This window comes from Lysinibacillus sp. COL-1 (assembly GCF_059814265.1).
In genome coordinates this window covers 302,838-324,714 of the sequence record NZ_JCAWSJ010000002.1, presented here as the reverse complement: position 1 = coordinate 324,714, position 21,877 = coordinate 302,838, and the positions used below count along the sequence as shown (strand labels likewise).

General features: G+C 36.4%; 19 protein-coding genes. 9 read left to right on the top strand and 10 right to left on the bottom strand.

The window, feature by feature from the left end:
• The first annotated feature begins 30 nt into the window (after positions 1 to 30).
• Together AC6BKE_RS02115 and AC6BKE_RS02110 are read left to right on the top strand one after the other, a co-directional pair.
• Positions 31 to 3,834 carry a chitobiase/beta-hexosaminidase C-terminal domain-containing protein gene (locus AC6BKE_RS02115; RefSeq protein ID WP_499855727.1) on the top strand — a complete coding sequence of 1,268 codons (3,804 nt, stop codon included), beginning with the start codon at positions 31 to 33 and terminating at the stop codon, positions 3,832 to 3,834.
• A 279-nt stretch (positions 3,835 to 4,113) separates the two neighbouring features.
• Positions 4,114 to 4,320 carry a TM2 domain-containing protein gene (locus AC6BKE_RS02110; RefSeq protein ID WP_058844088.1) on the top strand — a complete coding sequence of 69 codons (207 nt, stop codon included), beginning with the start codon at positions 4,114 to 4,116 and terminating at the stop codon, positions 4,318 to 4,320.
• A 175-nt stretch (positions 4,321 to 4,495) separates the two neighbouring features.
• On the opposite strand, the gene AC6BKE_RS02105 is transcribed toward AC6BKE_RS02110, so the two are convergent.
• From AC6BKE_RS02105 to AC6BKE_RS02090, 4 genes are all read right to left on the bottom strand, one after another.
• The gene (locus AC6BKE_RS02105; RefSeq protein WP_058844089.1) at positions 4,496 to 4,819 is read right to left on the bottom strand and encodes a zinc-ribbon domain-containing protein; all 324 of its coding nucleotides are present in this window, start codon (positions 4,817 to 4,819) and stop codon (positions 4,496 to 4,498) included.
• A gap of 295 nt (positions 4,820 to 5,114) precedes the next feature.
• Complete coding sequence (locus tag AC6BKE_RS02100; RefSeq protein ID WP_058844090.1) at positions 5,115 to 5,396, bottom strand: tryptophan-rich sensory protein; 282 nt, start codon at positions 5,394 to 5,396, stop codon at positions 5,115 to 5,117.
• A gap of 21 nt (positions 5,397 to 5,417) precedes the next feature.
• Complete coding sequence (locus AC6BKE_RS02095) at positions 5,418 to 5,780, bottom strand: DUF2085 domain-containing protein (RefSeq protein ID WP_058844091.1); 363 nt, start codon at positions 5,778 to 5,780, stop codon at positions 5,418 to 5,420.
• Between the two features lie 180 nt (positions 5,781 to 5,960).
• Positions 5,961 to 6,926: a tRNA dihydrouridine synthase gene (locus AC6BKE_RS02090; RefSeq protein WP_499855725.1), complete on the bottom strand. Its 966-nt coding sequence runs from the start codon at positions 6,924 to 6,926 to the stop codon at positions 5,961 to 5,963.
• A 281-nt stretch (positions 6,927 to 7,207) separates the two neighbouring features.
• On the opposite strand from AC6BKE_RS02090, the gene AC6BKE_RS02085 reads away from it, so the two are divergent.
• Positions 7,208 to 9,082, top strand: coding sequence for a leucine-rich repeat domain-containing protein (locus AC6BKE_RS02085; protein WP_499855723.1), 1,875 nt, complete (start codon positions 7,208 to 7,210; stop codon positions 9,080 to 9,082).
• A 227-nt stretch (positions 9,083 to 9,309) separates the two neighbouring features.
• Positions 9,310 to 9,963 carry a peptidylprolyl isomerase gene (locus tag AC6BKE_RS02080; RefSeq protein WP_036127157.1) on the top strand — a complete coding sequence of 218 codons (654 nt, stop codon included), beginning with the start codon at positions 9,310 to 9,312 and terminating at the stop codon, positions 9,961 to 9,963.
• A gap of 78 nt (positions 9,964 to 10,041) precedes the next feature.
• Here the strand turns inward: AC6BKE_RS02080 and AC6BKE_RS02075 are convergent, their stop codons facing one another.
• Complete coding sequence (locus AC6BKE_RS02075) at positions 10,042 to 10,374, bottom strand: BRCT domain-containing protein (protein WP_499855721.1); 333 nt, start codon at positions 10,372 to 10,374, stop codon at positions 10,042 to 10,044.
• Positions 10,375 to 10,480: 106 nt separating this feature from the next.
• Here AC6BKE_RS02075 and AC6BKE_RS02070 point away from each other — a divergent pair, with 106 nt between their 5' ends.
• The gene (locus tag AC6BKE_RS02070; RefSeq protein ID WP_330493800.1) at positions 10,481 to 12,025 is read left to right on the top strand and encodes a histidine kinase N-terminal 7TM domain-containing diguanylate cyclase; all 1,545 of its coding nucleotides are present in this window, start codon (positions 10,481 to 10,483) and stop codon (positions 12,023 to 12,025) included.
• A 58-nt stretch (positions 12,026 to 12,083) separates the two neighbouring features.
• Here the strand turns inward: AC6BKE_RS02070 and gnd are convergent, their stop codons facing one another.
• Genes gnd through AC6BKE_RS02050 form a run of 4 tightly spaced genes read right to left on the bottom strand, consistent with a single transcriptional unit; the run spans position 12,084 to position 17,137 of the window.
• Entirely contained in the window at positions 12,084 to 13,484 is a 1,401-nt protein-coding gene (gene gnd / locus AC6BKE_RS02065; protein ID WP_499855719.1) for a decarboxylating NADP(+)-dependent phosphogluconate dehydrogenase, read from the bottom strand.
• Positions 13,485 to 13,509: 25 nt separating this feature from the next.
• Positions 13,510 to 14,856, bottom strand: a complete 1,347-nt coding sequence (locus AC6BKE_RS02060) for a GntP family permease (RefSeq protein ID WP_036127149.1) — start codon at positions 14,854 to 14,856, stop codon at positions 13,510 to 13,512.
• Between the two features lie 15 nt (positions 14,857 to 14,871).
• Positions 14,872 to 16,413: a gluconokinase gene (gene gntK, locus AC6BKE_RS02055; RefSeq protein WP_101966861.1), complete on the bottom strand. Its 1,542-nt coding sequence runs from the start codon at positions 16,411 to 16,413 to the stop codon at positions 14,872 to 14,874.
• On the bottom strand, positions 16,406 to 17,137 hold the full coding sequence (locus AC6BKE_RS02050; protein ID WP_036127145.1) for a GntR family transcriptional regulator: 732 nt from the start codon (positions 17,135 to 17,137) through the stop codon (positions 16,406 to 16,408). The genes gntK and AC6BKE_RS02050 overlap by 8 nt, the downstream gene beginning before the upstream one ends.
• Before the next feature lie 239 nt (positions 17,138 to 17,376).
• On the opposite strand from AC6BKE_RS02050, the gene AC6BKE_RS02045 reads away from it, so the two are divergent.
• The gene (locus tag AC6BKE_RS02045) at positions 17,377 to 17,589 is read left to right on the top strand and encodes a hypothetical protein (protein WP_058844097.1); all 213 of its coding nucleotides are present in this window, start codon (positions 17,377 to 17,379) and stop codon (positions 17,587 to 17,589) included.
• Between the two features lie 181 nt (positions 17,590 to 17,770).
• Positions 17,771 to 18,046 (top strand): hypothetical protein, encoded by a 276-nt coding sequence (locus AC6BKE_RS02040; RefSeq protein WP_036127166.1) that lies wholly within the window; start codon positions 17,771 to 17,773, stop codon positions 18,044 to 18,046.
• A gap of 66 nt (positions 18,047 to 18,112) precedes the next feature.
• Here the strand turns inward: AC6BKE_RS02040 and AC6BKE_RS02035 are convergent, their stop codons facing one another.
• Positions 18,113 to 18,604: a hypothetical protein gene (locus AC6BKE_RS02035; protein ID WP_036127141.1), complete on the bottom strand. Its 492-nt coding sequence runs from the start codon at positions 18,602 to 18,604 to the stop codon at positions 18,113 to 18,115.
• A 157-nt stretch (positions 18,605 to 18,761) separates the two neighbouring features.
• On the opposite strand from AC6BKE_RS02035, the gene AC6BKE_RS02030 reads away from it, so the two are divergent.
• Both AC6BKE_RS02030 and AC6BKE_RS02025 read left to right on the top strand, forming a co-directional pair.
• Positions 18,762 to 18,911: a hypothetical protein gene (locus AC6BKE_RS02030; RefSeq protein ID WP_230593948.1), complete on the top strand. Its 150-nt coding sequence runs from the start codon at positions 18,762 to 18,764 to the stop codon at positions 18,909 to 18,911.
• 1,316 nt (positions 18,912 to 20,227) lie between these two features.
• Positions 20,228 to 21,709 carry a malate:quinone oxidoreductase gene (locus AC6BKE_RS02025; RefSeq protein WP_036127138.1) on the top strand — a complete coding sequence of 494 codons (1,482 nt, stop codon included), beginning with the start codon at positions 20,228 to 20,230 and terminating at the stop codon, positions 21,707 to 21,709.
• The last annotated feature ends 168 nt before the right edge of the window (positions 21,710 to 21,877 follow it).

Sequence of the window (21,877 nt, the reverse complement as noted above, 5' to 3'; positions counted from 1 at the left end):
ATAGATAAAAAATCATAAGGAGCTAAACGAATGAAGAAATATGAATGTAATGTCGTTTCCAAGATAGCTTTATCATTTTTACTTGTAATTTCTATGATTTTGCCTTACTTAACAATTGCAAAGGCGGAAACGACAGAAGCTATTGGAGTGGGGGAATCGGTCAGTCAATTGGATCCAACTTCTGACTTAACAATTGCTGAAGCTCGTGCAGCGGTTGGAACGGACCGCACAGTCCAAATTCAAGGGACGGTTACGACAACACCTGGTAGCTGGGGAGGTAAGGCCTTCTATGTACAGGATGATTCAGCAGGAGTATATGTTTTCTCCAGTTCTCCCGAAGCAGGGAGCTTAGCTGTTGGAGATATTGTCAAAATCACAGGGAAAACGAGTTTATATAGCGGAGAGGTTCAATTTAATTCACCGATAATTGAACGAATTTCAACTGGGACAGCACCAGCGCCACAAACAGTGAATCTACCGATTGATGACAGTATGCAAGGTGAATTAATTACACTTGAAAATATGAAGATTAAAGATTTAAAGCCATCTGGTACGTCTGGTACATTTGAATTTAAAGCAGTCGATGCAGCATATAACGAGCTGTTAATTCGCCATGATAACCGTACAGGCTATCAGTTCTCTCAATTTGAAGCAGATGGGTTCAATAACAATGATGTGATTACCGTGACAGGGATTGCTTCAATTTTTAACGGAACTTATCAATTAAAAACGTTAAGCTCGAAAAGCTTCCAATTAGTATTAAATTATGAGCCAACACAAGTAGCGAATATTAAAGCTGTTCCAGCAACAGGAGAAATCTATGCAGGAACAAAAGTAACATTGTCTACAGATACACCAAATGCAACAATCTATTACACGATAGATGGTTCTGAACCGTCTACAGCTAGTATGGTTTATGATGCGGCAGCTGGCATTGTTGTCAATGAAGCAATGACGATCAAAGCATTTGCTACAGCAACTGGCTTAAACGATAGCGTAATTACATCCTTAAATTTTACAGTTAAAGATGCGCCATCCACTATTTCAATTACGGAAGCTCGTCATAAAGAAATCGGACAAACTGTCATCGTATCAGGTATTGTAACAGCAAAATTAGAAACTGCTACAGCGCACATTCAAGATGAAGATGGTGCGGCGATAGCCATTTATCCTGTAGATAGTCTTACTGCTAATATCGGTGATCGGGTGACGGTGCAAGGTCAAGTAGCTGAATATAGCGGACTAAAGCAATTAACGAATATTTCGCTTGTTGGCAAGCCCGTTCCTTCTACAATACCAGAGCCACACATTATTAAAAGTATTGAGGTTGCAGAGGATAATGAATCGAAATTAGTAACGATTAAAAATGTTGCCATTACTGGTTCAGGTCAAAACTTTACCGGAACAGATGATGTAGGTACATTTGCTATTTACGATAAAACACGTGACTCAGGTTTAGTGAGTGGAAAAACGTATGGGGAAATTACAGGAATTATTGGTCAATATACAAACCACCAACTGCTTCCGATACGCATTATTGAAGATGTAACAAAGGTTCAGGATATCAAAGCATCTCACGTTGGGGGCGTAACAGCGGGCACGAAAGTCTCACTTTCTACAATGACAGAAGGTGCAACCATTTATTACACAGTGGATGGCTCAACACCAACTACAGCCAGTACAAAGTATACAGGAGAAATTCTTGTTAATAAACCAATGACGATTAAAGCGATTGCGGTGAAAGAAGGTTTAACGAACAGTGCGATTGCTACATTTGCTTATGAAATTATTGATACTAAAAATGCAAAAATTAGCGATATTCAAGGGGCAAGCCATAAATCACCATATGTCGATTTAACAGTAAATGATGTAGAGGGAATTGTTACATTCGTTATCAATTCAACTAGCTTTATTATGCAAGAAAATGGGCCGACGTTCGATGGCGTAAAATCAACAGCAATCAAGGTAAATAAGTCGGCACATAATGTAAAAGTAGGGGAAGTTATTAAAGTAGCAGGAAATGTAATAGAAGCAGGTGGAAACTCTCGATTGACAGATACGCAAATTTCAGCAACAACTATGACAAAAACGGGTACGGCAGTAATTCCAGAAGCTCTTGTGATAGGGGAGGACCTTTTCCCACCTAATAAAATTATCGATAATGATGGCTTTGCCATTTTTGACCCACAAGAAGATGGCATCGACTTTTGGGAATCCATCGAGTATATGCGGGTATCATTCCCGGATGCGAGAGTAATTGGACCGATTTATAATAATGATTCACCAATTGTTGTACCGAGTACAACAAATAATACATTTAATGTGAATGGTGGTTTAAATATTGCTGCCGACGATTATAACCCTGAAAAAATTATGCTTGAAGGGGTTTCAGGGAAAAATTATGATTCAGGTGACCGTTTTAATGAAGCGCTTATCGGATTTGTAGAAAATTTTACAGATGGCTATCGACTGAACACGAATAAAGTCTTTCCTGATGTGATAAAAGCAAACCTTCAGCAAGAAGTCACACATCTTGAACCAGTTGTGGACAAGTTAAATGTCGCTTCTTATAATATCGAAAACTTTTCGAATAATCCTGCCAATACATCTAATGAAAAAGTGGACAGAATTGCAGCGACATTTGTGAAAAACATGAAGTCACCAGATATCATTACATTAGTCGAAGTACAAGATAATGATGGGCAAATTGATTCAGGAAATGCTGATGCATCGGAAAGCTACATGCGATTAATTCATGCAATTAAAGCTGCGGGTGGTCCTGCCTATGATTGGATTGATGTCATGCCAATTAACAATACAGTAGGTGGTGCACCTGGTGGTAATATTCGTGTAGGTTACTTATATAACCCGACGCGTGTTTCATTAGTGACAGGTATAAAGGGAGTAGGTGACCAAGCGAATACGTGGACAGCAGATGGAGGTCTTGCCTTAAATCCTGGCTTTGTTGATCCATCAAAATTTGTAGATACACGTAAACCAATTGCAGCAGAATTTGAATTCCAGGAAGAGCGTGTAGTCATTATTGGAGCTCACTTAAATTCTAAAGGTGGGGATGGTTCACTTTGGGGGCCAACACAGCCGCCAGTGTTAGAATCAGTAACGAAACGTCTTCAGCTAGCTCAAGCCATCAATGACTTTATCGATAAAGGTCTTGCAATGAATCCGAATTTAAATATCATTGTAGCAGGGGACATGAATGACTTTGAATTCACACCAGCACTTGAAACGTTAAAAGGTGATGTTTTAACGAATATGGTAGATAAAGCCCCAGAAAAAGACCGTTTTACGTACTTCTTCCAAGGGAATAATCAAGTGTTGGATCATATTTTAGTTTCGAATAATCTTGCTGATGTTACCGAAATTGACTTGATTCATATTAATGCGAACTTTACAGAGGCACAAGGCCGAGCATCGGATCATGACCCAGTATTAGTTCAAATTGATTTGAAGGCAGGGAAAGAAGAAATACCAACACCAATATTACCTGAAAATGTATATAGCTTTAATAACTACAAAACAGGTAAATTAATAGTGAATCGCCCAAGTGTTTCGTTAACGTTAGGGGACAATACAAATATTAAAAATGGGATTGCGGTATTTAGTCAATATGCTGAATTCCATGGTGAAGGATTTGCGGACAAAACGGTAACGATTAGTCCCAAAAAAGGAAATGCGATTATTGACTTTAAAGGAACGAAAATGGGTGAAATTATTATTGAAGGGGAAAATGTAAAAGAAATTCGAAATTTACCTGTTGGAGCGAACATAACATATACTAAAGGAGCTTCGGAAGAGAAAATTAAGTTTAAATAAAAACTAAGGATGCTAAACACAAATTTTATTGGCATCATCATCTTCTGAAGCAAGTAATACATTTTTAATAGTTAGGCATATTCAGATTATATGAATATGCCTATTTTTTTTGTTGTAAAGCTAGTCCATACGTTTTAGAAAATTTTGATATGTATATCAACAAATAAATATCCTTATTTTTATAATTAAAAGGAAAAAATGTTGAAAAATACTTTATTTGTAATATAATCATTTAATAGGGTTTAATATAGTATTTATGAATTGATTGGAGGTGCTTATATGTCAGACAGAAATTTTGTAGCAACAGTATTACTTTGTTTCTTTTTAGGAAGTCTAGGGGCTCATCGTTTTTATGTTGGTAAAATTGGTACAGGTATTTTAATGTTTTTCACATTAGGTGGATTGGGTATTTGGACATTGATCGATTTGATTATGATTATCGTTGGTAAATTTACTGATAAAGATGGTCATCTTATAAAATCTTAATAGTTAAAATGATTGAAATAAAAAACGGCTGGCTCATACATACATACTTTTAAGCTTGTTGCTTTTATTTATAGCCATACGATAAAAAGAAGGGAGACATATAAATGTCTACCCTTCTTTATTGTTTATGGTGGAATAAGCAGATTACCATACCAGACCACTGTGGCAGAATTATTTAATAATAATAGCTATCATTCATCATTTCTGCTACAACGCCTATTACAAATGCAATAATCATCATAATAACTGAAAGAGCTAGCCCACATAATGCAAAGATTAAAGCAGACTTTGCTGCTTTTGGTTGTGTGTCTTTCCATATAAAATAGAGGATAATGCCAAGTAGAGGGAAGCAGCATAAGCTGAGGACATTAACCCAAATATTTGGGTTATCATTTTTTGCTACATTTACTTGGTTGTTAAATTTTAATACGTTGACACCACAATGTAGACATATTTCGGCATTTTCGTCAACGCTAGAACCACAATTAGGACAAAACATATTAGAACCCCTTACATACTAAAAATTTCTTATTTATTAATCAACTTGCCTTGCTGTTTTTTCTTCGTTTAATGACATTAATAGGCGTAATAATTAAAGTAGATAAGCTCTTTTGACATATTTCCCATTATCATTGGCTTAAACAACTAGGAAAAACTTACAACTCCTCTAATTGCAACGTTATTAGAATCTGTAGCTTATACTAATTTTTCCTTTAAGTATAATATTACTGCTAATACACATTGCTTGATTAAAGCCTAATAAGAGACAGAATTTTGTCATATGTATACCTAATTTAATAACTCGATAATCCAATAATGAACATTATAATATAGAATAATATGGTAATTCCTATGTTAATAAAGAAGAACATTAAGGCTGATTTAGCCGCAACTGGTTTTTCGTTTTTCCAAACAAAGTACATAATTAACCCAACAAGTGGCACACAGCAAAGTGTAATTATATTAACAGCCCAGTTTGGTGTGTCTTCTCCACTTGCATTTTTTACGCGGACACCACAGTGGACACAAATTTCTGCGTATTCGGAAATATGTTCACCACAGTTTCTACAATACATAATTGTACCTCCGATATTTTGTTATAGTCTTCTTCCAACATATTGACCAAATAAAAAAAATTGGTAACCAATAGTGTAGAAAATATAAATAATGCCGATTCCACCAATTAATCCAGTAAGGAACCGTCTATTATTATTACTTGTCCATTTACCAAATAATTGACCTGTACCGTCAATAGCCATTGGTAAAATTAATAAGGCTATTATCCATAAATCAAATATGCCTAAGAGTATGACTAATATGATGGATAAGAGGTAACCTACTGCCATACCAGTACATCTTGCACATAGAGGGAGTTTCCGCCCCTTATAATGGAAAGAACGGTCCGGTCTTTGATGGCAAAAGAAAAATACCCGCAGTATGAAATTAATATTATTTACCAAATTTGTAAACCCCTTTATTATTCTAGCGTTTAGTATATAACATAAATAGAAATTATGGAATATACCTTATAATTTAGTTTTCACTCCCTTTTAAGGTCTAATATGTATTACAAGTAAAGCAAAAAGGAGATTGGCTTATAGCCAGTCTCCTTTAGCGTATGTCGTATCTTATCTGAAGATTTACTCAGCAGTGTAGGCTGCTAGAAGATCACGTACTTCATCGGTGGAATTTGCATTTAGTAATTGAACTCGTAATTGACTAGCGCCTTTAAAGCCGCGCACATATATTTTAAAGAAACGTTGCAATGCTTTAAATGAACGCATTTCGAATTCCTTAGAGTAGTGATCATGAAGGTTGAGGTGCAAGTATAGTAAGTTAAGGTATTCTTTGGCGTTATGCTCTGATGGCTCTTTTTCAAAAGCAAATGGGTTTGAAAATATGCCTCGGCCAATCATGACTCCATCGATGCCGTATTGCTCCACTAGTTTTAGACCTGTTAAACGGTCAGGGATATCTCCATTGATTGTCAGCAACGTTTTAGGAGCAATTTCATCCCGTAGCTTTTTGATGTCTGCAATTAATTCCCAGTGTGCTGCGACCTTGCTCATTTCTTCTCGTGTCCGAAGATGGATAGAAAGATTAGCTATATCCTGTTTAAAAATATGACTGAGCCACGCACGCCACTCTGCTACATCTGTAAAGCCAAGTCTTGTTTTTACACTAACAGGTAAGCCACCTGCTTTTGCTGCTTGAATTATTTCTGAGGCTAGTTCAGGGTGAAGAATTAAGCCGGCTCCTTTACCTCTCTCAGCCACATTATCGGCCGGGCACCCCATATTAATATCGATACCTTTAAAGCCTAGCTCCTTCATACCGATGCTCATTTGACGAAAATGCTCAGGGTTGTCTCCCCAAATATGGGCAACAATTGGCTGCTCATCTTCAGTGAAGGCTAAGCGGTTACGTACATTTTCGAAGCCGCCAGGTTGACAATAGCTTGTTGTATTGGTGAATTCCGTAAAAAATACATCAGGCCTCCCCGCTTCACTAATGACATGACGAAATACAACATCTGTCACATCCTCCATTGGTGCTAAAATGAAAAATGGCCGTGGTAAATCAAGCCAAAAATTATGTTGATGCATTGATGAAAATCCTCACTTTCGAAAATAATACCTTTGCAAAAAGATACCATATTTACTGTCCTTCTACATAGCTAGGGGCTTAGCTTGATACAAGAAACGGTATCTTATTTGAAAGTGGGAAATTTGATGAGAAGGAAAAGGGGAAAAACCTTGATAGGTCCTCGCTGCCGTTTAGGGTCTTGAACATGGTAAAAGATATAATTAGTATTTCATAGAAATATTGACATTTATTTTTCAGACAACTAAGCTTAATGAAAAATAGAGCTGGGGAGGGACTGCCAGTGGAATTAATTCAACTAAATTGTCCGAATTGTAATGGGAAAATTGAATATAAAGAAGGGCAATCATTTAAATGTCCTTTTTGTGAAACTGAAATAATGCTGAAAGAAAATAAAGTCTATTATGTAGATCAAACGATTAATCATTATTATGGTACAGCTGCTCCTAATACAGCTACACGTCCCAAAACGAATTTAAAGGCACTTCTTATTGTACCGATTGTCTTCTTGTGTGCCTTTCTTGGGTATTTTCTTTTTAGTAGTAATCAAACAGAGCATGGAAACCATGAAAAAATAGCTGTTCGAACAATGCCTGAAAGTGAAGTGCTTCTATTCTTTTTAAGGGACATTTTTGATAAGGGTGGAGCAATGCCAACTAAAGAAGAGATTGCAAGTATTCGATATTTGGCCCCCTACTACTCTGATGATCAATGGCATTTTGATTACAGTCTAGACGATCCATTTACAAATAAGGAAGCTGAAATTTCTACCTATATCATGATGGATAAGTTATTAAATACGCAAGAAATCGAACAAAAAGAATTTGAAGCCTTTACTGGACTAACTGTATTGAAGCTCATGAATGATTATGAAATAGCACAAAGTGAAAAGGTAAGCTTTCGACATCTGAAAAACTTAAAAAGCTATACAGGTAGCTTTAATGAATCATTTAGTAAAATTGCGGAATATTTTAGCGATAAGTCTAATATTGTAGAGCTCTCTATCCAAATTCGAAGTAATGAGGAACTTGCTTTATTATTAGAGTTTCCGAATCTCCAATCACTTGAAATATCTTATGTGACTGAAGAAGTTAAGGATTTTGAGCTTCTTAATAAATTGTCACTAAAATCATTGTCTTTAAAATTTTCCAATGATTTGAAGTGGTTGTCTACATTAACTGATTTAGAGTCGTTAGCGATAGACAATAGTGAAGCGACCGATTTTAGCTCCTTCTATTCACTGAATCAATTACAAGAATTGAAGCTTACATCGGTAAGAAATTTAAAAACGCTTGATTTTTTACAAAATATGCCTAACCTACAATCGCTTGATCTCGAAAATATGAACATTGCCAATTTAGAAAAGCTTAGAAATAAATCATCTTTGACAAAGCTACGTTTATCTTCTCCAGGTCAATTTGAATTGCTTGATATTGTGAACAGTCTGACATCACTCACTGAGTTATCATTAGCTGGTTATTATGGCGATACATCGCCGATTGCAGCACCCAATTTGAAGAAGGCGGAGCTAAAGGGTTCTTTTATACAAAAGTTAGAGGCACCCACTTTAAAAGATTTGACTGTTTATATAAGTGGATCGGAATCGCAATTGAATGGTGCAGCATTTCTGAAATACCCACAGCTAGAAAAGCTTACAGTCAAGGAGTATGGGGTTTTCACGGGCGTTCGTTCCTTAAATGACCTACCTAGTTTGCAAACAATTCATTTTAATGAGACCATTTTTTATGAAGAAACAGGTGATTTATTCAATTTACAGCACGTAAAGACATTAAATTGTTCTGAATGCAATTTTCAATTTAATAGTCAACAACCATTAACAAACAACGTGTTGGAACATTTAACTTTGAATGATGTATCGATTCAAATAGGTAATAGTGATTGGATAGATGAGGTTGATAAGATCATGCCTTACTTTGCTGGCCTTTCAGCTTTACGTTCATTCACATTACAGGATAGTTCACTTCAATCGTTACATTTCATGAAAAATTGGCAACAAATCGAGGTGCTTCATTTAGAAAATAACGCTATTTCAGATGTAGAGCCTTTAGTGAATATGCCTAACCTAAAAAGGCTATATATTTTAGGAAATCAGGTTCAAAATCAATCTGTTTTAGACAAAGGAATTCTCATTTATTAAAGTCAAGTGTATTTTTAACATGAACTCACTTAGTAATCAAATTAGGTACCAGTCATAAAGGAGGCTGGTACTTGTTTTTAGATAGAATAAGGCTCGAGATGAGTATAGTATTACAAACTAAATATCGGGTCGATAAGGAAGAAACGATAGGAGTATTGGATTTATTTGTTTTAAGCAATCGGATAGTTTTATAATGAATAGATGGTTAAGTAGAGGAGCTGAAAAATATGTTCGCACGTAATAAAGGTGTTTATTTAGTGTTATCATTACTAGCAATCACTTTTGTTTTAACAGGCTGTGGTACCGCTAAAGACACAGCAAAATCTGAAGGAGACACAGTGGATTATGCGGCGGAAGTGAAGGAAAATCCAATTGTGACGATTACGATGAGCAATGATGAAAAAATTGTCATTGAATTAGAACCTACTGTCGCCCCAAATACAGTCGCTAACTTTATTTCCTTAGTGAAAGAAGGATTTTATGATGGTCTTATTTTCCAACGTGTAATTCCTGATTTTATGATTCAAGGTGGAGATCCTTTAGGGAATGGTACTGGTGGACCTGATTATTCAATTGATGGTGAGTTTTCATCAAATGGATTTGACAATAATATGAAGCATGAACGTGGTGTTATTTCGATGGCTCGTTCGCAAGATCCTAATTCTGCAGGTTCACAATTTTTCATTATGGTAAAGGAAGCATCACATCTTGATGGGGATTATGCTGCTTTTGGGAAAGTGATCGAGGGTATGGAAACAGTCGATGCCATTGTTGCGGTTGAGCGAGATGCCACAGATAAGCCGCTAGAAGATCAGCAAATGAAAAAGGTAGAAGTGGATACAAAAGGCTTTGATTATCCAGCGCCTAAGGTCAATAAATAGTTAATCTAGAATTTATTGATAAAAACAATAATATAGACATAAAAGAGTATGTAAGAGGTGAAATCTTACATACTCTTTTTACTTGTCAATTTCCTTTGGTATTGAAATAAGCCATAAAAAATCGTCCTCTATCAGTATTTGGATGTCGTGCCCTTGAGTAACTAGCTGTTCAGCCTTATGCTGTTTGCTACTGATGCCACGACGTTTATCTCCAAGGATGACGAAATCCGTTTGCTGTGTAACAGCTCCCTGCAAGGACCCTCCACAGGCTTTTACTTGTTTGGCAGCCTCTGAACGGGTCATTGTAGAAAGAGCCCCTGTAAAAACGATTTGTTTTTTATAAAAGGGGTGTGTTCGGCTTTCAGCTGAATCAGGGTGGAAAATGATTTCTAGGTTGTCCTTATTCGTCATATGGGTACTCCTTAACATTCTCTTTTCATTTTAGATAATAAATAAATCCACAAAATTTTGCATGTATGCTACATTAAAAATAAAAAATTTAAAGAGGTACATACACATGAATTCGCAATTGACTGCTTTTATTACTCTTAGTTGTACATCGGGTTTTCTAAATTTGTATTTATGTTTATACGTATTTCTACAACGCTACAATTACGCAAAAATTGCGCAATTGTTTATAGGGTATACGGCGTTAATTACGGTATATTGTTTTGCCTCTGCTTTTGGTTTAATAGCTACAACACTGGACGCAATAAAGTTTTGGACAGCCATTCAATATGTAGGTATGGCTTTTTCAACACCGCTCGGTTTATTGTTTATCATGCAATATTTGGGCTTTCATTTGTCAAGGAAAAAGATAATGGCCCTTCTAGCTATCCCTTTTATTAGTTTAATAATGGTTGCTACAAATGATATGCACCATTTTCATTATAAGATATTTGAAGTTGATCCCGTGTTAGGGGCTCCTTATGTTTATCAGGAAATCGGTATATGGTACATCATTCATGGTATATTTACGTTTGGCTGTATGTTTGTATCCTTTTTACTAATAGTAAAGTATTGGAAAGAAACAAGTAAAACTTATCGCCAACAACTGATTGCCTTAATGTGTGGTCAGTTAATTCCTATGATCACTGCTTTTATATACTTATTGGGTCTAACACCTCAAGGGGTTGATCCTGTTCCAATGGTCTTATGGATTTCTTCTCTGTTGTATTTATGGTCTATTAATTCCTCCCGTTTATTTAGTGTAATGCCTGTTGCCAAAGATGCTATATTCCAAAGTATTAATGATGGGGTCATTGTGTTAGATGAGTCGTTTCGATTAATAGAGTTTAATCAAGCATGTAGCAAGGTGTTCCCTCAACTAACTCGGTCTATGTTTGGTGTGGATTTTAGGAAGCTATGGCTTGAAGTAACTGGGCAAACGATGCCATTTACATTAGAGACGACGATGAATACGCAAGAAATAGAGCTTGATCTTATGAGTCATACTTACCAGGTACGCATATCAGCGCTACGGCATGTTAATCATGGTAATGGGCATTTACTCATTTTTACCGATATTACAGAGTTAAAGAAGCTACAACGGATGTTAGAACAACAGGCTTATTATGATGAACTGACACAAATCTATAATCGTCGAGCATTTTTTCAACAATGTAATCAAGCCTTCAGCGAGATAAGAGCATCATCAACAGCATTTACAGTAGTATTAATGGACATTGATTATTTTAAAAGTGTCAATGATACGTATGGTCATGCTGTCGGCGATCAGCTACTTGTTCATGTTGTACAGGTTTGTCAGAGTCAATTGAAAAAAGGCGAGCTTTTTGCAAGATATGGTGGTGAGGAATTTGTTCTTGCACTCAAGGGCTATTCATTGTCTAAGGGGGAAGCATTAGCTAAGCAGCTCTGTCACTGTGTAGAAACACAACCTCTTATGACTATTGAGGGGGCTATTTATGCTACCATTAGCTGTGGAGTAGCTGAAGGAACAAATGAAGAAGAGACATTGTATCAGCTTTTAAATAAAGCGGATAAGGCACTGTATGGAGCAAAGCAAGCAGGGCGTAATCGAGTACATGTTTATTTAGAATAAAAAAGGCTAAAATATACGATCATTCATGGAAGGAATGATGTATATTTTAGCTTTTTAATTACCAATTTGTATGGAAAACACCTTCTGCATCAGTACGTTCATACGTATGGGCGCCAAAATAATCACGTTGTGCTTGTAACATGTTCGCATTAGATGAGCCTGTTCGATAACTATCGTAATATGTGAGAGAAGCACTTAGACATGGGAACGCATTACCTGCTTGAATGCCTTCACAAACTATTTTTCTTAAGCCGTTTTGATAGTCCTTTGTCTTTTCTGCAAAGTAAGAGTCAATTAGTAAATTATCAAGTGTAGGTTGCTGTTGGTAGGCTTCACTAATCACATTTAAAAATTCTGCACGAATAATACAGCCACTGCGGAAAATTAAGGCAATATCCTTTAATGGCAAGTTCCAGTTGTAAAGCTCAGATGTCATTTTATATTGTGTGAAGCCTTGTGCATATGCACAGATTTTACCCATATATAAGGCTTGACGTACGTTTTCTATCCACACATCTTTATCTTGATTTTGTGGATTGTAGTTCGGCCCTGACAGTATAGCTTCAGCTCGAACCCGCTCCTCTTTTAATGATGAAATATAGCGAGCGAATAAGGCTTCTGTAATAATCGATGTAGGGATACCGTTATCAATGGATTGCATACTAGTCCATTTTCCAGTACCTTTTTGACCTGCTTTATCAAGAATCATATCGATTAGTGGTAAACCTGTTACTTCATCCTTTTTTCTTAAAATTTCAGCTGTAATTTCAATCAAATAGCTTTTTAATTCGCCTTGATTCCATGTTTCAAAAGTATCAGCAATTTCCTCAACAGATAATCCTACATTTTTTCTTAAAAACGTATAGGCCTCAGCAATTAGCTGCATATCTGCATACTCGATCCCGTTATGCACCATTTTAACAAAGTGGCCTGCACCTTTAGGACCTATATACGTACAGCATGGTGTACCATCCACTTGTGCTGCGATTTTTGTAAGTATAGGTGCTACTTTGTCATAGACCTCCTGATCACCACCAGGCATGATAGATGGCCCTGTCAATGCGCCCACTTCACCGCCTGAAATCCCAATTCCTAAATAACCGATTTCTTGTGCTTTTAATTCATCATATCGACGCTCTGTATCTTGATAGTGAGAGTTACCACCGTCCATAATAATATCGCCTTTTTCAAGGAATGGCACTACAGATTGAATAACGGAATCAATAGCCTTCCCAGCTGTCACCATCAAAAATATCTTTCTTGGTTTTTCTAAAGATTGTACGAACTCTTCGATATCATAGTAAGGAGTAAGCGCTTGTCCTTCGACCTTTTGTAGTAGTTTGTCGGTTAAATCTCGTGTGTAATTATAAACGGCCACTTGCTCGCCCTTATTAGCCATGTTTAAAGCAATATTACTGCCCATAACACCTAAACCAATAACGCCTATTGTATTTAACATTGTGCTCGCTCCTTTTTTACATTTCTTAAACGAATAAACTAAGTAATAAAATAAATCCTAAACCAGCTACAGATACAATTGTTTCTAGCAACGTCCATGTAGCAAACGTTTCCTTCATGCTTAACCCAAAATATTCTTTAAACATCCAGAAACCAGCATCATTGACATGTGAAGCAATTAAGCTTCCTGCACCCGTTGCCAGCACAACCAAAGCGAGATTCACGTCACTTTGACCTAACATTGGAATGACTAGCCCTGCTGTTGTTAAAGCAGCCACTGTAGCAGACCCCAATGAAATACGTAAAATAGCGGCAATTATCCACGCAAGTAAAATCGGTGATAAGGTAGTTCCATGGAATAGCTCGGCAACGTAATCCCCAACACCCCCATCGATTAATACCTGTTTAAAGGCGCCACCGCCCCCAATGATTAAAAGCATCATACCGATATGTGAAATGGCTGTTGTACAGGATTCCATTACCTGCTTAATCGGAATTTTTCTGGCTATTCCCATTGTATAAACAGCTACTAATAAGGAGATTAGCATGGACGTACCAGCTTCACCGATGAAGCGGATACCTGCTAAGAGGCCATTATCTTCAAAGCCCATTGTTTTTTGTAGCAGTGTAATAATAGTGGCAAGGGACATTAAAATCACAGGTAATAGTGCAGTGAAGACACTTATGCCAAAGCTAGGGGTATCCTCTAATTCAAATGTTTTTTGTTCACCTAAAGAAGCAATATTCCCAGTTTTGTTGAATGATTCAGGCACTAATCTTTTCGCCAACTTTGTAAATAATGGCCCTGCCAAAATAACGGTTGGAATGGCGATGATAAAGCCATAAAGCAAGACCTCACCAATATTTGCCCCGAATTCACCAGCGATGACGGTTGGTCCTGGATGTGGTGGCAAAAATCCATGTGTGACGGATAAGGCTGCTGTCATAGGAATTCCTAAATATAAAATAGAAACTTTTAATTGTCTTGAAATGGCGAAGACAATAGGGATTAATAGCACAAGCCCTACTTCAAAGAAAAGAGCGATACCGATAATAAAGGATGCGGCTACAACAGCCCATTGGATGTTCTTTTCACCGAATTTGTTTACAAGGGTCATGGCAATGCGCTGTGCACCGCCTGAATCCGCAATTAACTTGCCAAGCATAGCTCCAAGTCCAAATATTAATGCTAAGTGACCTAGCGTACCACCTAATCCTGCTTCAATCGTTTTCACGATGACATCTAAAGGCATGTCGAGAGCCAATGCCACACCAAATGAAACAATGATTAATGAGATAAATGTATTTAATTTAAAGCCCATGATTAAAATTAATAGCGCAATAATACCAATACCTACAATAACTAATGGCATGTATTCTCCTCCTCTTTAGTCGGGCTTAATTAAGCTCCTTTGATAATGAGCAATTGACGCATAATCATCTGCTAACACTCTAGATAAACGAATGAAAATGGGGAGCAATTGTCTATATTCTTTGGCCGCCTCTTCGATTGGGGTATGTTTATAAGTGTCACCAACCATATCAGCGACAACATCAAAGGAATCAATTTTTCCAATCGCATATAAGCCTAAAATACAAGCACCGAGACAGGAACTTTCATAGCTTTCAGGTACTACTACTTCCGATTCAAAAATATCAGCCATCATTTGTCTCCAAATCTCAGAGCGTGAAAAACCACCTGTTGCTTGGATACGTGTGACAGGGCTTTCCATACACTCGAGTAATGCTAAATAGACCGTATATAAATTGTAGATAACCCCTTCGAGAGCGGCTCGTATCATATGTTCTTTTTTATGTGACATTGTTAAACCGAAAAATGAACCACGTACATCTGGATTCCATAAAGGTGCACGTTCACCTGATAAATAAGGATGGAATAGCAGTCCATCAGCACCAGGTCTTACACGTTCTGCAATTTTTGTTAACACTTCATATGGATCAATACCTAGTCTTTTGGCTGTTTCGATCTCAGAAGAAGCAAACTCATCACGAATCCAGCGTAATACCATACCACCATTGTTTACGGGTCCGCCGATAACCCAATGATTTTCTGTTAAGGCATAACAGAAAATTCTACCTTTCACATCTGTTTTGGGCTTATCGATAATAGTACGGATAGCACCACTTGTCCCAATTGTGACAGCAATTTCACCTTCTCTAATTGCGTTAACACCTAAATTGGACAGTACGCCATCACTTGCACCAATGATAAACGGTGTTTGAGGATCAATACCAATTTGTTTAGCTAAACGGACATTACAGTTAGAAAACGATTGCGTTGTAGGTACAAGAGTCGATAATTGTGCTTTCGTAATACCTGCTATGGCTAAAGCTTCTTCGTCCCAATCTAATGTATGGAGATTCATCATACCCATACATGAAGCTAAAGAATAATCCACAACGTATTGATCGAAAAACTTCTTAAAAATATATTCTTTAATGCCAATGTATTTCTTTGTTTTTTGAGCGATTTCAGGATGCTCGTTTACAAGCCAAGTAATTTTGCTTAATGGAGACATTGGATGAATAGGTGTACCAGTTCTTTTATAAACCTCATGTCCATTCCATTCATCTTTAATTTTATGTGCCCATGCCTCACTACGATTATCCGCCCAAGTGATAACAGGTGTTAAGGGTTGATCATCCTTGTCTACAGCAATAACACTATGCATAGCACTACTAAAGGAAACAAATAATAATGATTTGTCAGAATGGACTTTCATAATGTGGGTAATGGCTTGCAGCACAGCTTGAAAAATCTCTTCTGGATTTTGCTCAGCTGTTGAAATATCAGGTGTATATAATGGATACCCAATATTCTCTTGTTGAATAACCTTGCCTTGTTCACTAAATAATACGGCTTTGGTGCTAGTAGTCCCTATATCAACACCTAACATATAGTTAGTCATTTTGTGGCTCAACCCCTTTAGATAGCATTTGCTGTGACCGCCATAGATCTTCTACCTTGCCTTGAACATCATCAAAATTTTCATGTAAGGATTTAATCATGAGCTCTCGATCTTTTGCTCTGATCGCATCAATATACAGCTCATGGTTTTTCACAATACGAGTGAAATCCTCATATTTTTCTTGGAAGCGCATGCGCATAGATAACAAAATAAGGCCTTCCATTACTGGCTTTAAATTATTCCAAATCATCGTCATATAAGAATGATCGATGGAACGAATAATTGCCTCGTGGAACATAACATCCTGATAAGAAAATTCGTCGGCATCGTTATATTTAATGGCAACCTTCATCATTTCTAATGTTTTGCTCAGCTCTATTGCTAAGCTAGTTGTATCCATTTTTATGAGACGTTCAAACACGAATGTTTCAATCAACAGACGAACATCATAAATTTCTTCAATTTCTTTTTCTGATAAACCAATGACAACAGCGCCCATTTTCTCTAATCGAATGATATTTTCAGACGCTAGTATTCTTAAGGCTTCACGAATAGGTGAACGACTTACTTCAAAATCAGCTGCTAGTTTGTTTTCAGAAAGAATGGTACCGCTTTCAATTAAGCCTGAAATAATGCGCATTCTAAGTTCATAGGCTACACGATCGCCTGTTGAAGCTTTAGAAAGCCATTTTTGTGGGTATAAATAGTCCTTAGATTGGCTCATAAAATCACCCTTTTTGATTTTGAGTATACTTGTATACAAGTATTATAGTCAGAAAGAAAATAAGATTGCAAGCGACTTACTAACAATTAGAAATGGAAAAAAGCCTCAACACTATACTTAGCTAAATAAAAAATTTAATGCACATTGTTTTCTTGCTCTATGGACAAACTTGAGAATGAAAAGTTCATAAAACATTTAGTCGATGTTAGAGCTTTTCAAATACTCGATGGAGGATGGTTATGTCAAATATGAAAACAAATCGTAACAATGCAAAAGCAACTGGAACGAGTAGTGCAAACAAATCAAATAAACAGCGTCAAAAACTCCATCAGGAAGAGTTTGGAGCTGAATTTGAGCTTGATGCGTCTTCAGCACAGGTCAATAATTTTGCTGAAACACAAGGGAAAACAGGCATCAAGCAACCTGTCAGTGAACGGACTGCATGGCACTAATTGATATTTGACAACTATTCATGACATTGGGAAAAGAACTAAGGCAGCGGATGCCTTAGTTCTTTAAATATCGCCTGGGAAATATTGTGTTGGGAGGATTATTTACCATACATATTTTCGAATCAATTCATAATACTACATCTAGAACAATGAAATTTTTTAAGAAGGGAAGATGTATACATTGGCTAAACATTCCGATACAAGTTGGAAGCAAGATCATCCTAGTACATTGTTTAGTAACTCAGTGCTAAAGGCAGATCGTTTGTTGAAGCATGCTAAATTACATCCAGAGGAAATAGCGTTAGAGCATGCTTTCAATCAAATAAAGCATGCCGAAAATGCACGTTTCAATGCAGAGCAATATGGTGAACATTTAGATATTGTGCAGCAAAATAAAGAAAGCCTAGAGCAGATTAAACAGCAATTACATGAAATGAAAGATGATATGAATAGGTAATCACAGAGGAAAGCGGCTTAAATTCTCGTAATGAGGTTTAAGCCGTTGCTTATTTCAATGATGAGGTTAACACCAAACAATGATTTCGTATGGTGTGGTTTGGGCAGGAATGCTCCGAGTGGTAGGTCCATAAAAGACAATGAGGTTTCGATTGGCAGGGCTTTTAGAAAAGGGCTGCCCATTTTTAAGCGAGATAACAGTAGTAGGAGAAAGGTTTAATTGCAATAGGCCATCACTACTTAGCAATTGATGATTAAAAAAATCTACCTTTACATTTTGATAGTTGCTATCTTTAACAATAATTAAAGCACGATATTGGGGTGGATAAATCATTGGTACAGGTGCATCCCCATCATAATAGCCTGTGACCCATTCCCCTGTCGTAACGATTTCATGATGAACAAAATAAGTAGAAGGAGAAATAACAAAGTTGACGACCCCGCCAGCTCCATCTTCTAAGGTCATCATTTTATAACAACCTTCCTTATCCCCGTTTTGCCCTACTGGAAAATCACTGATTTGTGTGACGACACCACGAAAAGATTTAAAATTGACCATAGTCATTCCCTTCTTACATAATTCTAAATTGTACCGTATCATTTTAATGTATGTAGTATAGGAAATTTAGGTGACAGGCAGTAACTAGGGATTACTATTTTTTATGAACCCATCTATACTGAAAATGTTTACTATAAAGCTAGAGGAGTGGAATCTATTGAAGTGGATTTCTAAAAATAAGAAAATCTTTCTGTTTTTAATTTTTGCTGTCATTGTTATTGCTGGTGTACTCGATATTAAATATGAGGGATTATTCTTTCAGCTATTACCTACATCAATACAAACATTTTTAGCTGATTTATTCTAGCATGTTGAGAACCGTACCTAAAAGAGTGCGGTTTTTTCATTAGGATAATTTTTGCCCCACATGCAACCAATTAATTAAAACAGAAAACGTCATTATGGATTTTCTGTTGTTTGAATAGTGTAGAATAAAAAATGACATAGCAAAAAGGAAGTCCATGATCAATGGACAAATGGACATTAGCACTTGAAACATTCTTGAAAGATTGGAAAGATCGAGGGGATGTCGTAGGAGCACTAGTTTGTGGGAGTTATGTTACAGGGTAACCCTCAAAACGCTCTGATATCGATATACATATTATTTTGGCAGATCATGTGGAGTGAAAAGAAAGAAGCAATCGAGTAGTGAATGGCTTTTTAATTGAATACTTTGCGAATCCACCAGCTCAAATTCGAAAGTATTACCAAGAGATTTTAATAGACGGAGAACCATGTCGATGTTGCAATTTAAAACAAGTAGAATAGTATTTAATTATACTAGAATAATAAAAAACTAAAAATTTGAAGCAGAAGAGTGGCTCAAAAAAATATAAAGTAATGAATAAAACAGTAATAGAAATAAAAAAATATGGAGTATGGAATGCACTGGATAATTTAAAGGACTGTTATGAGCAAGAGAGAAAAGACTTTAACTTTACCTATCATAACGAATTAGCAAATTTGTTTATGGAGTACTGTCAGTTTTTGAATGTAGAAATAGTTCCTTCTTGTCAAATCTATGCCCTATCTTGAAGATCCAATCTATTTTCAAAAATATAGTAAGCTAGCATTTCTAGATGTGGCTTTTAAAAACATGTTTGTCCATGCAATGCGGGAGGACAACGCACAACAGATGATGACATTATATGAAGCATTAGTCGATTATGTGTTACTGCAAATGAGTGGTTTTCATAGTGATGGCGGGCATATTAAAAGCCCAATCGACAGTTCATCTTGAAGAATGGGGAGCTAGTTCAAAAACAAGACGGGCTGCCTATCGCTATGTTATTATAGAGATATAATAATAAAAAGAATCTATTTTTTATGAAAATGTCAACCATTTTTAGGGCGATTATTCCATAAAGCTTAAAAAAACCAAGTTTTAACTAGAATAAAAAGTTGTTTTTTTGCTTGAGTTATGAATGGAAAGGCTCGAAAAAAGCTGATAACTCTCATATAAATAGTTGATATTTTATTCTTGAACTAATTGTGATAAACTGCAATAAGGTAATAATTGATACAGAAATGGTGTGCTCCAAGGTTGCTCCATGGCTTACAGTACTTCTAAAGCGGGAGTGCTAACATCCTTTCTGCAAATCTTAACATATAAGGAAGGTAAAAATGAGTAACAGACAAATTAAATCAGATGTTATCTTAATTGGTGCCGGAATCATGAGTGCAACTTTGGGAACATTGCTCAAAGAATTAGCACCAGATTGGAAAATTACAGTGTTTGAAAAGCTTGAGAAAGCAGGCGAAGAAAGTTCTCACGAATTGAACAATGCGGGAACTGGACATGCTGCATTATGTGAGCTGAACTACACTTCAGAGAAAAAAGACGGATCAATCGATATCAAAAAAGCGATTAATGTTAATGAACAGTTCCAAGTTTCAAGACAATTTTGGTCGTATCTTGTAAACAATAAGCTGATCAATAATCCACAAGACTTCATTATGCCTTTACCACATATGAGTTTAGTACAAGGGAAAGAAAATGTTGAGTTTCTAAAGAAACGTCATGAAACGATGATAAAAAATCCTTTATTTGAAGGAATGGAATTTTCTAATGACCCTGAAACACTAAAAAAATGGATTCCACTTATTATGGAGAATCGTCCAGCGGGTGAAGACATTGCTGCAACAAAAATTGACACGGGTACGGATGTTAACTTTGGTGCTTTAACACGTATGTTAATTGACCACTTAAAATCCAAAGATGTGGATGTTAACTACAACCATAGTGTTGAAAGTTTAAAACAAGCTAGTGATGGTTCATGGGAAGTACGTGTGCATGATTTAGACGGCTGTAAAATGGAATATCATTCAGCAAAATTTGTCTTCCTTGGAGCTGGTGGAGGAAGCCTAGAATTATTACAAAAATCAGGTATTCCTGAAGGGAAACATATTGGTGGGTTCCCAATTAGCGGTCTATTCTTAGCATGTAATAATCCAGAAGTGGCTGAACAACATCATGCAAAAGTTTACGGAAAAGCAAAAGTTGGTGCTCCACCAATGTCAGTTCCGCATCTTGATACACGTTATATTGATAATAAGAAATCATTACTATTTGGACCATTCGCAGGTTTCTCACCTAAGTTTTTAAAAACGGGTTCCAATATGGATTTATTTGCTTCTGTAAAACCGCATAATATTACAACATTATTAGCGGCAGGCGTGAAAGAGATGGGATTAACAAAATATTTAATCCAACAGCTTATGCTTTCAAAAGAACAACGTATGGAAGAGTTACGTGATTTCATTCCAAATGCGAAGAGCGATGACTGGGATATTATCGTAGCTGGTCAACGTGTACAAGTTATTAAAGATACAGAAGCTGGCGGCAAAGGAACACTCCAATTTGGTACAGAAGTTGTAAGTGCTGCTGATGGATCGATTGCAGCTTTACTTGGAGCTTCACCAGGTGCGTCTACGGCTGTGCATGTTATGCTTGAAGTTCTTAATAAATGTTTCCCTCAACATATTAAAGAGTGGGAAACAAAAATTAAAGAAATGATTCCATCTTATGGTTTATCATTAGCAGAAAACCCAGAGCTTCTAAAAGAAATTAATGCAACAACAGATAAAGCTCTTTGTTTAAAATAAAGGCAATTCATATAAGCGTTTAAGACAGGCCCTCAATCTATTCAGGATTGAGGGCTCCTTTTATTTTGCAAATATCTTTTCCTGGGAAATGTCTAACCTAGTTGCTTTTTTAATAAATGAACCTTGAAAATGAATATAAATATCAGTTGTTATTGATTAAACTGTAGT